At 36.6% G+C, this 14,857-nt stretch carries 16 protein-coding genes; 12 read left to right on the forward strand and 4 right to left on the reverse strand.

The window, feature by feature from the left end:
• Positions 1–79: 79 nt before the first annotated feature.
• Positions 80–889, reverse strand: coding sequence for a ZIP family metal transporter (locus LY60_RS02855; RefSeq protein WP_145079675.1), 810 nt, complete (start codon positions 887–889; stop codon positions 80–82).
• Positions 890–1,439: 550 nt separating this feature from the next.
• On the opposite strand from LY60_RS02855, the gene LY60_RS02860 reads away from it, so the two are divergent.
• From LY60_RS02860 to LY60_RS02915, 12 genes are all read left to right on the forward strand, one after another.
• Positions 1,440–2,387 (forward strand): ATP phosphoribosyltransferase regulatory subunit, encoded by a 948-nt coding sequence (locus LY60_RS02860; protein ID WP_145079678.1) that lies wholly within the window; start codon positions 1,440–1,442, stop codon positions 2,385–2,387.
• The gene (hisG, locus tag LY60_RS02865) at positions 2,387–3,028 is read left to right on the forward strand and encodes an ATP phosphoribosyltransferase (protein ID WP_145079681.1); all 642 of its coding nucleotides are present in this window, start codon (positions 2,387–2,389) and stop codon (positions 3,026–3,028) included. Before LY60_RS02860 ends, hisG begins: the two co-directional genes overlap by 1 nt.
• A complete protein-coding gene (gene hisD / locus LY60_RS02870; RefSeq protein WP_145079683.1) occupies positions 3,012–4,295 on the forward strand; it encodes a histidinol dehydrogenase in 1,284 nt (427 codons plus the stop codon). Before hisG ends, hisD begins: the two co-directional genes overlap by 17 nt.
• Positions 4,296–4,353: 58 nt before the next feature.
• On the forward strand, positions 4,354–5,391 hold the full coding sequence (gene hisC / locus LY60_RS02875; protein ID WP_145079688.1) for a histidinol-phosphate transaminase: 1,038 nt from the start codon (positions 4,354–4,356) through the stop codon (positions 5,389–5,391).
• Positions 5,388–5,966 carry an imidazoleglycerol-phosphate dehydratase HisB gene (gene hisB / locus LY60_RS02880; RefSeq protein ID WP_145079691.1) on the forward strand — a complete coding sequence of 193 codons (579 nt, stop codon included), beginning with the start codon at positions 5,388–5,390 and terminating at the stop codon, positions 5,964–5,966. The genes hisC and hisB overlap by 4 nt, the downstream gene beginning before the upstream one ends.
• On the forward strand, positions 5,966–6,571 hold the full coding sequence (hisH, locus tag LY60_RS02885; RefSeq protein ID WP_145079694.1) for an imidazole glycerol phosphate synthase subunit HisH: 606 nt from the start codon (positions 5,966–5,968) through the stop codon (positions 6,569–6,571). Before hisB ends, hisH begins: the two co-directional genes overlap by 1 nt.
• A gap of 32 nt (positions 6,572–6,603) precedes the next feature.
• Complete coding sequence (gene hisA / locus LY60_RS02890) at positions 6,604–7,320, forward strand: 1-(5-phosphoribosyl)-5-[(5-phosphoribosylamino)methylideneamino]imidazole-4-carboxamide isomerase (RefSeq protein WP_145079697.1); 717 nt, start codon at positions 6,604–6,606, stop codon at positions 7,318–7,320.
• Between the two features lie 183 nt (positions 7,321–7,503).
• The gene (hisF, locus tag LY60_RS02895) at positions 7,504–8,262 is read left to right on the forward strand and encodes an imidazole glycerol phosphate synthase subunit HisF (protein WP_145079700.1); all 759 of its coding nucleotides are present in this window, start codon (positions 7,504–7,506) and stop codon (positions 8,260–8,262) included.
• Positions 8,263–8,473: 211 nt separating this feature from the next.
• Positions 8,474–9,091 (forward strand): bifunctional phosphoribosyl-AMP cyclohydrolase/phosphoribosyl-ATP diphosphatase HisIE, encoded by a 618-nt coding sequence (hisIE, locus tag LY60_RS02900; protein ID WP_145079703.1) that lies wholly within the window; start codon positions 8,474–8,476, stop codon positions 9,089–9,091.
• Between the two features lie 399 nt (positions 9,092–9,490).
• Positions 9,491–10,672: a S1C family serine protease gene (locus LY60_RS02905; RefSeq protein WP_145079706.1), complete on the forward strand. Its 1,182-nt coding sequence runs from the start codon at positions 9,491–9,493 to the stop codon at positions 10,670–10,672.
• A gap of 167 nt (positions 10,673–10,839) precedes the next feature.
• Entirely contained in the window at positions 10,840–12,330 is a 1,491-nt protein-coding gene (locus LY60_RS02910; protein WP_145079709.1) for a HAMP domain-containing sensor histidine kinase, read from the forward strand.
• A 1-nt stretch (position 12,331) separates the two neighbouring features.
• Positions 12,332–13,006 (forward strand): response regulator transcription factor, encoded by a 675-nt coding sequence (locus LY60_RS02915; protein ID WP_145079712.1) that lies wholly within the window; start codon positions 12,332–12,334, stop codon positions 13,004–13,006.
• Between the two features lie 34 nt (positions 13,007–13,040).
• Here LY60_RS02915 and LY60_RS02920 read toward each other — a convergent pair whose 3' ends face one another.
• From LY60_RS02920 to LY60_RS02930, 3 genes are all read right to left on the reverse strand, one after another.
• Positions 13,041–13,694, reverse strand: coding sequence for a 3-oxoacid CoA-transferase subunit B (locus tag LY60_RS02920; protein WP_145079714.1), 654 nt, complete (start codon positions 13,692–13,694; stop codon positions 13,041–13,043).
• Positions 13,694–14,347: a CoA transferase subunit A gene (locus LY60_RS02925; RefSeq protein WP_040582253.1), complete on the reverse strand. Its 654-nt coding sequence runs from the start codon at positions 14,345–14,347 to the stop codon at positions 13,694–13,696. Before LY60_RS02925 ends, LY60_RS02920 begins: the two co-directional genes overlap by 1 nt.
• Positions 14,348–14,427: 80 nt before the next feature.
• On the reverse strand, positions 14,428–14,857 hold a 430-nt coding region (locus tag LY60_RS02930; RefSeq protein ID WP_484346119.1), incomplete at its 5' end, for an acetyl-CoA C-acetyltransferase.

Below are 14,857 nucleotides of genomic sequence, written 5' to 3' on the forward strand. Positions count from 1 at the left end.
GATGAGATCCTTCACTATCGTTCAGGATGACAGCGTCGGTGTTTGTCAGTAGCCTGAGATGAAATAGTCATCTTTTTTATTACCCCAACGCAACATCAAGTACCATCATTATTAAAAATCCAAGCATTGTTCCTATAGTTCCTGCATGAGAATGTTCAACAGCCTGTGATTCTGGTATGAGTTCTTCCACAACAACATAAATCATGGCTCCTGCAGCAAATGCAAGCATCCATGGCATAATTCCGGCAACTTTGTATACAAGCAGTGCTCCTGTAACTCCGGCAATAGGTTCAACTATTCCCGAGAGTGCTCCATAAACAAAAGACTTATTCTTTGAAAATCCCTCATTTTGCAGAGGCAATGAAATTGCTGCTCCTTCAGGAAAATTTTGAATTCCCATTCCAATAGCAAGGGCAAAGGCGCTCATAAGTGCAGGCTGTGAGTTAATATGTCCTGCAAGTCCGAATGACAAACCAACAGCCATTCCTTCAGGAATATTGTGTAGTGTTACAGCCAAGACAAGCATGGTGGTACGTTTAAATGAACTTTTCATTCCTTCAGGCTTATCCTGATCAATGTGAAGGTGAGGAAGGATTTTATCAAGCAAAAACAAGAAAACTCCGCCAATTACAAATCCGCCTGCAGCGGGTATCCAGCCTGTTACACCTTGTTCCTCAGCCATTTCTATGGCCGGTATTAAAAGTGACCACACAGAGGCTGCAATCATAACACCTGCAGCAAATCCCAGGAAGGCATGCTGCACTTTTGGATTCACATCTTTTTTCATGAGATAAACCATTGATGCTCCGGCAGCTGTAGCCAGAAATGTGAAGGTTGTTCCCAAAAGAGCCAAAGTCAAGGGGCTAAAATTTAATATTTTTTCAATCATGTCAACACCTCTTTTTCCTTAATTTAACTATAACAACGGCACAATAATAAGTCAATGTGATTTTTACCGTTTCATATTTTATATTTTATTAAGAAAAATGTAAAAGTATTATTGACAATTAATATTTATGGGAGTATAATCGGAATAATTATTAGAGGTGTGATATGAAAAATAAATTATTATGCACAACATTCGTACAATTGCATCATCATAGATACAGAGTTTGTAAGTGAATTTGAAAATTCACAGTTACAAGCTCTATTCGTCGTTTAGAATTTAGACTTGTATCTGTGGTAGATAAATGAGACGTAAGCCGCTTGATATAAGTCAAGCGGCTTTTATTATGCCCTAACCCCATTGTTGCGAGCGATAGCGAAGCAAGAATGGTTGGTAGGTCAAACGCAATGAGTTCCCAATTTATGCGACCGTAAGGAGCTGATAAATTGGTGAACGAAACTGCGATATGCCCTGCGATAACCAAAGTAAGTCGCGGTAGGTCAAAGCAAACAGCAATATAAAATAGGTTAAACCCAAATCTCAAGGAGGATTTATGAATTTTTTAAATATTGAAGATGAAATGAAATTTTTTCAAAAAATGTATGTGCTTAGAAAAGATATTGAGAACTTTTTATTCGATGAAGGATATATGAACATAGAACCATCCATATTTGAAGGATATGATGATTTTATAGGAGTTAATTCAAGAATAGACAAAAAATCAACCGTGAAGCTTCTTGACAACAACAGTGAAATTTTAATCCTTACTCCTGACATTACAACAGGAATAGTAAATAAATTTATGCCAAGGTGGGAAATGAGTTCACTGCTTAAAATTTTCTACTACGGCAAGACATACAAGCACAACGGAGTAGGAATTAAGGAAAACAGGGAAATGGGAGTTGAAATAATCGGAGAAAAAAATCACTTCACCGATGAAAATATACTCAATACATCTGCAAGAATAATTGCCAAGTACAGCAGCAATTACTTGTTTGAAATAGGAAACAGCAAATTTTTAAAAGGAATAATGCAGTCCTGTTCCTTTAAAAAAGAAGATTATGAAAATATACTGGATATTTTGTATCTTAAAAACAGACAGGAGCTGAAGGATTATTTATCAAAGCTTCCTTACAGGGAACCCATGAGCACACTTTTAAACATATTTGACCTTGAAGGAACATTTGATGAAATAACCGAGGAACTGAAAGGGCTTTACATGAACGATCTTATGAAGCAGGGGCTTGATGAACTTAAGAAAATTGACAATTACATGAAAAACATCACAGACAAAATAACATACGACCTTTCCATGGTTTCTGAACTTTCCTACTACGATGGAACAATATTCAGGGGATACATAGAAGGTTCAAACAAGGCCATCATCAAGGGCGGAAGATACGATTCATTCACAGAGCAGTACGGATACAAAATTCCTGCCATGGGTTTTACTGTTGAACTGGATGAACTTATAAAAGTTCTTTACAAGGAGGAGCAGTAATGAGTTTAACAATAGCAATACCAAAGGGAAGACTGGGAAGCCAGGCCATAGAAATGTTAAAGGCTGCAGGAATAGGAGAATCCATCGATGAAAAATCAAGAAAACTTGTTTTCGATGATGAACAAAGAAACTTGCGCTTTATGCTTCTTAAGAATTCAGACATTATAACATATGTTGAAAACGGAGTTGCAGACATTGGAATTTCAGGAAAAGACATGATAATGGAAAACAGCGCTGACATTTACGAGCTATACAAAATGAATATAGGAAAATGTAAAATTTCAGTAGCCGGAATAAAGGGAAAGAAAATATTCAAGGACGACACCATAATAAAAGTTGCAACAAAGTTTCCTGAAACCGCAAAAAAATATTTCAACAGCAAGGGACAAAAAATAAAAATAATTAAACTTAATGGTTCCATAGAGCTTGCTCCCATACTTGGGCTTTCAGATGTAATAGTGGACATAGTTGAAACAGGAAATACATTAAAAGCCAACGGTCTTGAAGTATTTGAAGACATGTACCCCATTACGGCAATGGTCATATCAAATAAAATAAGCTACAAGTTCAAGAGAAAAGAAATAAAGGAAATAATTGAACTCATTAGAAAAGAGGATGAAAAATATGGTGAAAATAATTAAAGAAGAAAACATATCCGATTTTATAGAAGATCTTCAAAAAAGAAATGCCCAGGACTACAACAACGTGTATGAAACAGTGGACGAAATACTGGAAAATGTAAGAATAAACAAGGATGTTGCTCTTAAAAAATACACGTTGGAATTTGACGGTGTAAATATTGAAAATCTTGAAGTATCCCCTGAAGAAATCGAAGAAGCTTTTTCAACAATTGACCCTGAGCTTCTTGAAACAATAAAAAAAGCCAAGGAAAATATATATACATACCACATGAACCAGAAGAGGAAAGGCTACCAGTTCAAGCCTGAAGGAAAAGATATTCTTTTAGGGCAGCTCATAAATCCCATAGAAAAAGCAGGCATATATGTGCCCGGAGGAAAAGCAGCATATCCTTCAACAGTGCTTATGAATGCAATTCCTGCAAAAATAGCCGGTGTGGAAGAAATAATAATGATTACGCCTCCTCAAAAAGACGGAAAGATAAAAGATTCAATATTGGTTGCAGCTTCTCTTTCAGGAGTTGACAGAATATTCAAGGTTGGCGGAGCTCAGGGAATTGCGGCTCTTGCCTTTGGAACACAGTCAATACCAAGGGTGTATAAAATAACAGGGCCAGGCAACATATTTGTAGCAGCAGCAAAAAGAAGAGTGTCCGGCTTTGTTGGAATAGACATGATAGCTGGTCCCAGTGAAATTCTTATTGTTGCTGATGACAAGGCAAATCCTGCTTACATAGCAGCAGACATGATTTCACAGGCTGAGCATGATGAAATGGCAGCTTCTGTATTGATAACATATTCTCTTTCACTTGCAGAAAAGGTTTCAAAGGAACTTGACAGGCAGATAAAACAACTGGAAAGAAGCGAAATAATTGAAAAGTCCATAAACAATCACGGAGCAATACTCATTGCTGACAGCATGAAGCAGTGCATTGACCTGGCAAATGAAATAGCTCCTGAGCACCTTGAGCTTCTCACTTCAAACTGCTTTGAACTTTACAAGAGCATTAAAAATGCAGGAGCAATATTTTTGGGAGAATATACTCCTGAACCTGTGGGAGATTACTTTGCAGGACCAAACCACACTCTTCCCACCAGCTCCACTGCCAAGTTTTCATCTGCTCTTTCAGTAGATGATTTTATAAAAAAAACATCTCTCATTTATTACAGCAGGGAAGCATTGAAAGAAAACAAAGATGACATAGTGCGCTTTGCAGAAAACGAAGGACTCACAGGACATGCCAATGCGGTAAAAATCAGAAAACTTTAAAAAATTATGAATATGCGTAGTTCATGTATTAAAATAACAGGATTATGAAGGAGAAAATATGATCAAATTAAAACCAAGCGTAGAAAAACTTCAGGCTTATTTCGTAAATGACATTCCGTACAGAGTGAAGCTTGATGCAAATGAAGGAAGCAACTACCTCCTGCAAGATGGATTCAAAATAGAAAATTTTCAGCCAAATCTTTATCCTGACAGCGACTCCAGGGTATTAAGGGAAAAGATGGCCGTGTATTATGGCTGCAGAGCAGAAAACATAATGGTGGGCAACGGCTCAAGTGAAATGATAAACATGGTTATTAATGCCTTTTGTGACAAGGGTGAAAAAGTTATGAGCTTTGTTCCTTCATTCAGCATGTACCAGACTTACTGTGATCTTTGCGGGGCTGAGTACATTGGAATTCCTTCAGAAAAGGATTTTACACAGAATATTGATAAGCTTATAAAGGAGGCAACAGAAAACAAGACTAAAATAGTAATATTGTGCAACCCAAACAATCCAACAGGATTCATGTACACAAGGACCGAAGTTATAAAGCTTCTTGAAAATGTTAAGGATTCTTTGATAATTTTAGATGAAGCATATGTGGATTTCTCAGAAAACTCAGTTGTAGATCTGGTTGACAATTATGAAAATTTAATAGTTATGCGCACTCTTTCCAAGGCATTCGGCCTGGCAGGCCTTAGGGTTGGTGCAATGATTGCAAAGGAAGAAACTATAAAATATGTTTGGAAGGTTAAGGTTCCATACAACATCAACATTTTGTCTCAGTATGCTGCTGAACAGGCACTTGACAACATTGAAAGAGTTAAATCTTACATTGAAGGAGTCAAAAAATTGAGGCAGGAACTGAGTTTTACTCTCAGGAAGCTTGATTTTACCGTGTATGAAAGCGGTGCAAATTTCATATTTGTTAAAGCTCCTGTGGAAAACTTATTTGAAAAACTCATGGACTGTGGAGTTCTTATCAGAAAATTCAATTACGGGGGAGAAGTTTTCAACCGCATAACAATAGGAACAAAGGAAGAAAATGAAATACTTGTAGAAGAAATAAAAAGTATAATGGGAGGAAATCAATGAGAAAAAGCACTGTAAAAAGAAAGACGTATGAAACTGAAATAAATGTCGAGCTTGATGTTGATGGAAGCGGAAAGACTGACATTGATACAGGAATAGGATTTTTAAACCACATGCTCATGCTGTTTGGATTTCATGGCGGATTTGATCTTAAGATTAAATGCACAGGAGACTTGGATGTTGATTCACACCACACAGCTGAAGACATAGGAATTGCATTGGGAGAAGCCTTTAAAATTGCCCTGGGTGATAAAAAAGGAATTGAACGCTACGGTTTCATGTTTCTTCCCATGGATGAATCACTGGCAAGAGTTGCTGTTGATTTAAGCGGCAGACCCACACTTGTTTACAATGTTCAATTTGGAAGAAATATGCTGGGGAATATGGCTGTGGAGGATTTCAAGGAATTTTTCAAAGGTTTTGTGAACAATTCTTTTTCTACTCTTCACATTGAAGTTCTTTACGGAGAAAATGACCACCATAAAATTGAAGCTGTGTTCAAGGGATTTGGAAGGGCTCTCAAGACTGCAAGCCGAATCACTTCAGAAAATTGTATGTCCACAAAGGGGGCCTTGTAATGCATGTAATAATTGATTACGGAATGGGAAATCTTGCTTCTGTTGAAAGAGCATTTGAAAAACTTGGAGTAGACGTAAAAATAAGCAGCAAAACTGAAGACTTAAGAAATGCAAAATCCCTCATTCTTCCTGGAGTAGGAGCATTCAGAGATGCTATAAAGCTTCTTGATGAATCAGGTTTAAGCGCTGTAATAAAAGAAGAGGTTGCCAAAGGAAAATATCTCATAGGAATATGCCTGGGAATGCAGCTTTTATATGAAAAGGGTTATGAATACGGTGAATATGATGGCCTGGGCCTTATTAAGGGTGACATTGAATACCTGGATGTAAATTTGAAAGTTCCCCACATGGGATGGAACAATTTAAAATTCAACAAACAGGATCCAATTTTAAAGTACATCAAAGAAGATGAGTATGTATACTTTGTTCATTCATACTACGCTGTTTCAGACAATCAAGAACTTGTGGCATATTCAGACTATGAAAAAATGGTTCCTGCCATTGTGAGGAAAAACAATGTTTACGGAATTCAGTTCCATCCTGAAAAAAGCGGTGAAACAGGACAAAATATACTTAAAGCATATAAAGAAATCATAGAAAAATAAAAGGAGAGGACAGTGACTACTGTCAATAAAATATGATATTATTTCCGGCAATAGACATAAAGGACAACAAGTGCGTGAGGCTCACCCAGGGTAAATTTGAACTGATGAATGTATATTCAGATGACCCGGTTGACATGGCTAAAAAATGGGAGAGCCTGGGAGCAGAATATCTTCATGTGGTGGACCTTGACGGAGCCAAGGATGAAGGATTCAATAACAGAAAATCCATAGAAAAAATAGCAAAATCAATTAAAATACCCATGCAGACAGGCGGAGGAATAAGAAACAGCGAAAGAATCAAAAACCTCATTGATATAGGTGTTGAAAGAGCAATAGTTGGAACCATGGCAATAGAAAATCAGGAATTGTTAACTGAACTTGCGTCTATTTACAAGGAGCATCTGGCAGTTTCAATTGATGCCTTCAAGGGCAAGGTTGCCACAAGAGGATGGCAGGACGTAGGAAATGTGGATTCCATAGAAATATGCAAATTTCTTGAAAGCATAGGCATCAGTACTTTGGTTTACACTGACATTTCAAAAGACGGAATGCTGTCAGGGCCTAATTTTGAAATTTATGAAGAACTTTCCAGAAAGACAAAACTTAATATTATAGCTTCAGGAGGGGTCACATCAATTGATGACATAAAAAGACTAGACAGCATGAACATGTATGGAGCAATAATAGGAAAGGCTCTTTACGACAACAAGCTTGATTTCAACGAAGCATTAAAAGCAATTAAGAATTAAGAGTTAAGAATGAGAACTAATTCAGACTATTGAAATCCCGATTATGTCATCCTGAACGTTAGTGAAGGATCTCATCTTTATAGAAGGCATGAGATTCTTCGGGCTGTTCTCTCAGAATGACGAGATCCAAAGTTAATTAGTCGTCAACCTAAATTAATTCTTAAGCAAAAGAAGGAGGTAAATATGCTTGCACGTAGAATAATACCCTGCCTGGATGTTAGAAACGGAAGGGTGGTAAAGGGTAAAAATTTTAAAGACATACAGGATGTTGATGATCCGGCTAGACTAGGAAAGTATTACAGCGATTCCGGAGCAGACGAACTTGTTTTTTATGATATAACAGCTTCAAATGAAGAAAGAAAGACATCCCTTGAATTTGTAAAAAAGGTTGCTCATGAAATAAATATTCCTTTTTCTGTGGGGGGAGGAGTCTCCACTATTGATGATTTTAAGTTCATCCTGAGAAGCGGTGCAGACAAAGTATCAGTAAATTCGTCTGCTGTAAGAAATCCAAATCTCATAAAGGAAGCAGCTGAAAGATTTGGAAATCAGTGCGTTGTGTTGTCCATAGATGCCAAGAAAAACGAAGAAGGTTCATGGAGCGTGTATGTGAAGGGTGGAAGAGAAAAAACAACTCTTGACGCAGTTCAGTGGGCTGTGAAGGGTGTTGAGCTTGGAGCAGGAGAAATTGTTGTAAACAGCATTGATGAAGATGGTATGAAAAATGGTTATGACCTGGAGCTTTTAAAAAAAATCACTGATGCAGTCAATGTTCCTGTGATTGCGTCAGGAGGAGCAGGAAAGATGGAACATTTTCTACAAGCTGTAAAATATGCAGATGCTGATGGAATTCTAGCTGCTTCGGTGTTTCACTTCGGAGAAATAAAAATAAGTGATTTGAAGAAATACCTGAAGGAAAATGGTGTTGAAGTAAGAATATAGTTGAAATTTATATTTTTCTTCCTGCTAACATTTTGGGAATTGTAACGTCAATCCGAAAAACAAAGGCACACATCCGCTACGCTAAGTGTGCCAAGACATTTTTTCTACTTCGTACAATTCCACAAAATAGCGCTAAGTCTTAAAAATTTAAATTTTAATCATTTTAAGAAAGTTAAAGGAATGAAATTAATTATTGAAAGAAGGACATGAAATGGAAAATTTATTAAATGAAGTTAAATTTGATGATAAGGGGATCGTTGTGGCTGTAGCACAGGATTACATTACAAATGAAGTCTTGATGGTTGCATACATGAACAAGGAGTCTCTTGAAATAACTTTAAATGAAAAAAGAGCATGCTATTATTCAAGAAGCAGGCAAAGCCTCTGGAGAAAAGGAGAAACTTCAGGTCATTGGCAGAATTTGAAGGGCCTTTATTATGACTGCGATGCTGATGCAATTCTTATGAAGGTCGAACAAATTGGAAATGCATGCCATACAGGTGCTTACTCATGCTTTTTCAACAAGGTTTTCGAAGACAATGTAACAGATCAGGCAATTTTAAACCGTCTTTACAATCAGATTATTGACAGAAGAGACAATCCAAAGGAAGGTTCATATACAAATTATCTGTTTGACAAAGGCCTTGACAAAATACTTAAAAAGGTTGGGGAAGAAACAAGCGAAGTTATAATAGGAGCAAAAAATAAAAACAAGGATGAGCTTGTTTATGAAATGTGCGACTTGATTTATCATTCTATGGTGCTCATGGTAAGCGAAGGTGTAACTATGGACGACTTAAAGGCTGAATTGACCAAAAGACATAAATAATTCAAAAAAAACAGTATGATTAAATGTGTAATTTAAATAGCACTTATGAATCGATAAATTGACATCTCACCATGAATTTGAAATTACGGGTTGTAGGGGAGGACTACTGTCCTCCCGAAGATATATCAGAATTATTGAATCAACAATGCGGGCGTGCACAGACCCGCCCCTACAGTATGTGTATTGTGTTTGACAAAAGTATGAATAGCACTCACGTGCTATTTTTGTTTTTTGAAATTAATATAATTTAAGTTTCAGTAAAGAAAATGATGATAATATATGAAGAAAGTGGAAGAATAAAATATCTTCATATAAAATTTACATAATATTCACAGTTCTATCACATTACACGGGTAACATAGCAATATAAAATATTTAAGTAATATAGGAGGAAATATTATGGACGAAAATGAAAGAAACACATTCAATGAAAGTGAATTGAATGAAAACAATGAAAACAGAGAATTAAACAATAATGAAAAACAATATAATGACATTAATTTTGTAATGCCGTCATACGATGAACCAAAGCCTAAGAAAAAAAGTAAAAGAAAATCATTTTTCGGATATGTGGCTGTTGCCTTGGTTGCTGCACTTATAGGAGGCCTTTCAGGTGGATATATTGCAACAAGCCAACTGAACATAGCAGGCAGCAAGAACGGCGAAAAAACAGGAATTACGGCTCAGGATATAAACATAAATTTATCTGATGACACATATTTTGCAGCAGCGGTTGCAGAAAAAACTCAAAAAACAGTAGTTGGTATTACAACAGATGTTGTGCAGCAATACAACACATTTTTTGGACCACAAACTCAAAAATCACAAAGCATGGGTTCCGGATTCATAGTTGATCCAAATGGATACATTGTTACAAATGCCCATGTAATTGGTGACGGCAAGTATGAAAACATAACAGTTTCATTGATTGACGGTACAACTGAAGTTGGAGAAGTATTGTGGTATGACACTACGCTTGACCTGGCAATAGGAAATCCTATGACACTGGACCTTGAAAGAACAGTTACACAGGGTATAATAAGCGGACTTAACAGATCAATAGCATTTGAAGACGGAACAGTTATTGAACCATTGATTCAGACTGATGCTTCAATAAATTCAGGAAATAGCGGCGGTCCATTGTTTAATGCAAAAGGGCAGGTAATAGGTATAAACACAGCCAAAATGAGCACAGCTGAGGGATTGGGATTTTCAATTCCAATAAACATCGCAAAACCTATTATTGAACAAATAAAAAATGACGGCTCATTTTCAACAGTGTATGTGGGCATCACAGGAGTGGATGTAGAAACATATGAAAAGGCTCTGGGTGTTGATGTTGCAGCAGAGTACGGTGTTGTCATCATAGAAACAATGGCTAATTCACCTGCTACAGTTTCCGGGCTTGAGCCTGGAGATGTTATTACAGCAATTGACGGTGACAAAATTGAAAGCATGTCTGATTTGAAAAGAAACTTGTATGAGTACAAAAATGACGACAATGTGGAAGTAACATTCATAAGAAACGGCAATGAACAAAAAGTAAATATGACACTTAAGACTAAACCGGCAGATTTATAAAAAAATCAATTTTCATAGAATTTCTCCCCTAAAAAAACAGGTTAATCCTGTTTTTTTATTGCTCTTACTACAATAAAATATTTGCTGAAACGTAAAAAACTTCACTTGTCTATCACATTTGTGCTATATTATTGTTAATATAAAATACGAATATACTGGAGAAAAAAATGAAGGTTAAATTCAGTTTAAAAAACAAACTGTTTCTGGTAATACTGTGTGTGCTGGTATTCAACGTGATTTTGTCAGCTATACTTGGCAACACTATGTTCGGCAAACTTTATACAAACGATAAAATTAAAAATTTAAAAAGCGGGATTGACAGCATAACTTCATTATATAAGTCGGGAGATAAAGACAAGATAATCGAAGAAATAATCAGTTACGAAATGCAGAACATGACCATATGTTTGTTCACTTTGGATACTGAAGACGGAACCGGTGAAATCGAATATTTTTCCAGACAGAAATATTTTTCCACAAACCCCTTTGACAACGAAATTGTGCGCTTGATTGAAAAACTTTACAGTGATGGTGCCTTTCAAAGCCTTGATAACAATAAGTACTTCATTGAAAACAGCGAGGAGGAAAATGATAAAAGACCTGAAAATATTTCAATTTTGGCAAAAATGGAAGACAACAAATATATTCTGATGCAGACACCGAAGCAGTTCATAAAGGACATCTCCGACTCAGCAATAAAATATACAACGTATTTTTCAATATTCACGCTTCTGGCAGGTGCTGCCATCATATATGTAATAGCAGATAAAACAACAAAACCCATAAGGCAAATACAGCAGACTGCAGATAAAATTGCAAATTTGAATTTTTCTCAAAGGTGTGATGTGCTGTCAAAAGATGAAATAGGACTTTTATCATCGAGCATTAACAACATGGCAGATAGACTGCAGGAATATGTGACAAAGCTAAAGGATGATCTTATAAAACAAGAAAAGGCAGACAAAATGACAAAGCAGCTCATAGCCAATGTGTCTCATGACTTCAAAACTCCCCTTACGCTTATTATGAGCTACTCTGAAGCATTGCTTGACATGGATGACATAGATGAACAAACTAAATTAGATTATTTGAACATAATTATAAACGAAGGAAGGAAGATGTCTGAGTTTGTCCAGGAACTTCTGAAGCTCTCCCAGCTTGAGGGAGGGATAATCAAACTTGAAAAATCCAACTTCAGCATAAATGAAATAATTAAAGATGCTGTAAAGAAAAATTCAATAATTGCAGATGAAAAAAATCTGAATGTGGAACAAGACATATGTGATGACAGCATTGTTTTTGCAGATTATTTCAGGATAGAACAGGTTTTTCAAAACCTTTACGAAAATGCCATCAAGTACTGCAATGATGGGGGAACAGTGAAGGTTTCAACATTGGTTCATGAAAACAAGTGCAGGATAAAAGTATTTAATACAGGCAAGCACATTGAAGATGAAGACATAGAAAATATTTTCTTAAGTTTCTACAGAGCCGACAAATCCAGGAAAAACATGGGAAGCTACGGCTTAGGTCTTGCAATAGTTAAAGCAGTTATGGATATGCACGGTGAAAAATACGGAGTAGGAAATGTAGATGACGGTGTTGAGTTCTGGTTTGAGCTTGAAAATGTTGAAATGAATTTTGAAATGGAGGATTAATATGGATATTAAAATATTGCTGGCTGAGGATGAAGATAACATAAGAAAACTTGTTACAAGTTATCTTGTTAAAGAAGGATTTCATGTTGCAGAGGCTGCTGACGGAGCAGAAGCTATTGCAAAGTTTGACGCTGAAATGGATTTTTCACTTGTCATTCTTGATGTAATGATGCCCAAAAAGGACGGATATGAGGTTGCATCTCATATTAGAAACAATTCTGATATTCCCATATTGATGCTGACTGCAAGAGACACTGAGACCGATGAAATAACAGGTTTTAATTCCGGTGCAGATGAATACATTTCAAAACCTTTCAGTCCGAGAATTCTAATGGCAAGAGTAAAAAATCTTTTGAAAAGAACATCACAAAACAGCATGCAGGACATTGAGGCTGGAGGAATAATTGTTAAATACAGAGAAAGAATTGTACTAATTGATGGAGAAAGAGCTGTGCTCACGCCAAAGGAGTTTGATCTTCTATACTATCTGCTTCAGAACAAAAACATAGTTTTAAGCAGGTCACAGATACTATCAACAGTCTGGGACTGGGACTATTTCGGAGACGACAGGACTGTTGACACACATATAAAATGTTTGCGATCCAAAATAGGTGAGTGCGGCAAAAAAATAGTAACCGTAAGAAAAATTGGATATAAGTTTGAATGCGAAAATTAAAAAACTGCCGGTCGGCAGTTTTTTTTTATATTAATTATGCAAAGTTGTATTTTTTAACGTTTGGAGATACTATAACTTTTGCTTCTGTTGCTGCAATAACATCTTCAACTGTAGCATCAGGTCCTAATTCTTCAAGAAGAAGTCCGTCTTTTGTAACTTTCAAAAGAGCCATTTCTGTTACTATATAGTTAACCTGTTCTTTAGCTGTCAAAGGAAGAGTGCATTGTTTCAATATTTTTGGCTGACCTTTTTGTGTGTGAACCATTGCAATTATAACTGTGTTTGCACCAACTACAAGGTCCATTGCTCCGCCCATTCCAGGAACCATCTTGCCTGGTATTTTCCAGTTTGCAAGGCTTCCCTTTTCATCTACTTCCATTGCTCCCAGTACTGTTGCATCAACGTGTCCGCCACGGATTATTCCAAATGATGTAGCACTGTCAAAGAACATTCCTCCTGGAAGAATTGTGGAAGGCATTCCGCCGGCATTAACAAGTTCCCAGTCTTCTTCTCCTTTTTGAGGAGCAGGTCCAAGGCCTAAAAATCCGTTTTCTGACTGGAATGTAATATCTATATCTTCAGGTATATAATTTGCTACCATTGTAGGAAGTCCAATACCTAAGTTAACAACGTCTCCGTCTTTCAACAACTGAGCAACTCTTCTTGCTATAATTTCTTTTGCATCCATTATTTGTCGCCTCCTACAATGTAATCAACAAAAATTCCGGAACACATAACGCGGTCCTGATCAATTTCTCCAACTTCTACTATTTTGTCTGCTTCAACAATTACAACTTTTGCTGCAGTAGCCATCAATGGATTGAAGTTTTTAGTAGTCTTGGCAAAAACCATGTTTCCTTTTTTATCTACTACAGAAGCTTTCAACAAAGCTACGTCTGCTTTCAATGGAAGTTCAAATATATATTCCTGTCCATCTATGACTTTCTTTTCTTTTCCGATTTCAGCTTCAGTTCCAATTCCTGTAGGTGTGTAGAATCCTCCAAGTCCGTTGCCGCCGCATCTTACTTTTTCTGCAAGAGTTCCCTGAGGTGTAAGAACAACTTCAGTTTCTCCTGAATTCATCTGGTTTGCTGTTTCAGGGTTTGTACCAACATGTGATGCAATAATTTTTTTGAACTGTTTATTTACAACCATTTTACCAACACCTTTGTCAGGAAAACCGGTATCATTGCAAATTAGTGTTAAATTTTTAACGTTATTTTTTACAATAGCGTCTATCAAGTTTTCTGGGGTTCCGTTTGCAAGGAATCCTCCAACCATAATAGTCATGCCGTCCTGAACTTTTTCAGCAGCTTCTTTGACTGAAATAATTTTGTTAATCAAGAATATCATCCTCTCTATTTAATATATTTAATTAATCTGCAGAGGAGATTAACTCCTCTGCAGCAATTCTGCTATTATTATCTTTGAACCAACATGGCAGTTCCCATTCCGCCGCCTATGCACAATGTTGCGAGACCTTTTTTAGCATCTCTTTTTTGCATCTCGTAAATCAATGATATAAGAATTCTTGCTCCTGAAGCTCCGATTGGATGTCCAAGTGCTATTGCTCCGCCGTTTACGTTTGTAATGTCTTCACTTAATCCCAAATCTCTTACAACTGCACATGCCTGTGATGCAAATGCTTCATTTGCTTCTGCAAGTTCAATGTCTTCAATTGTCCAGCCTGCTTTAGCAAGAGCTTTTTTAGTTGCAGGAACAGGTCCTATACCCATTATTTTCGGATCAACTCCTGCTGAGCCATATCCTGCTATTTCGCACAAATATTTGAGCCCAAGCTCATCCGCTTTTTCTTTGCTCATGATTACAAGAGCTGCTGCTCCGTCATTT

This window comes from Sedimentibacter saalensis (assembly GCF_007830175.1).
Classification (GTDB): Bacteria; Bacillota; Clostridia; order Tissierellales; family Sedimentibacteraceae; genus Sedimentibacter; species Sedimentibacter saalensis.

Bases quoted from the DNA above. Each gene is read 5' to 3' on its own strand.
- hisB (WP_145079691.1), top strand. From the start codon at position 5,388: ATGAGAAAAAGCACTGTAAAAAGAAAGACGTATGAAACTGAAATAAAT.
- hisA (WP_145079697.1), top strand. From the start codon at position 6,604: ATGATATTATTTCCGGCAATAGACATAAAGGACAACAAGTGCGTGAGG.
- hisG (WP_145079681.1), top strand. From the start codon at position 2,387: ATGAGTTTAACAATAGCAATACCAAAGGGAAGACTGGGAAGCCAGGCC.
- LY60_RS02915 (WP_145079712.1), top strand. From the start codon at position 12,332: ATGGATATTAAAATATTGCTGGCTGAGGATGAAGATAACATAAGAAAA.
- hisD (WP_145079683.1), top strand. From the start codon at position 3,012: ATGGTGAAAATAATTAAAGAAGAAAACATATCCGATTTTATAGAAGAT.
- LY60_RS02860 (WP_145079678.1), top strand. From the start codon at position 1,440: ATGAATTTTTTAAATATTGAAGATGAAATGAAATTTTTTCAAAAAATG.
- hisIE (WP_145079703.1), top strand. From the start codon at position 8,474: ATGGAAAATTTATTAAATGAAGTTAAATTTGATGATAAGGGGATCGTT.
- LY60_RS02855 (WP_145079675.1), bottom strand. From the start codon at position 889: ATGATTGAAAAAATATTAAATTTTAGCCCCTTGACTTTGGCTCTTTTG.
- hisC (WP_145079688.1), top strand. From the start codon at position 4,354: ATGATCAAATTAAAACCAAGCGTAGAAAAACTTCAGGCTTATTTCGTA.
- LY60_RS02905 (WP_145079706.1), top strand. From the start codon at position 9,491: ATGGACGAAAATGAAAGAAACACATTCAATGAAAGTGAATTGAATGAA.
- hisF (WP_145079700.1), top strand. From the start codon at position 7,504: ATGCTTGCACGTAGAATAATACCCTGCCTGGATGTTAGAAACGGAAGG.
- hisH (WP_145079694.1), top strand. From the start codon at position 5,966: ATGCATGTAATAATTGATTACGGAATGGGAAATCTTGCTTCTGTTGAA.
- LY60_RS02920 (WP_145079714.1), bottom strand. From the start codon at position 13,694: ATGGATGCAAAAGAAATTATAGCAAGAAGAGTTGCTCAGTTGTTGAAA.
- LY60_RS02910 (WP_145079709.1), top strand. From the start codon at position 10,840: ATGAAGGTTAAATTCAGTTTAAAAAACAAACTGTTTCTGGTAATACTG.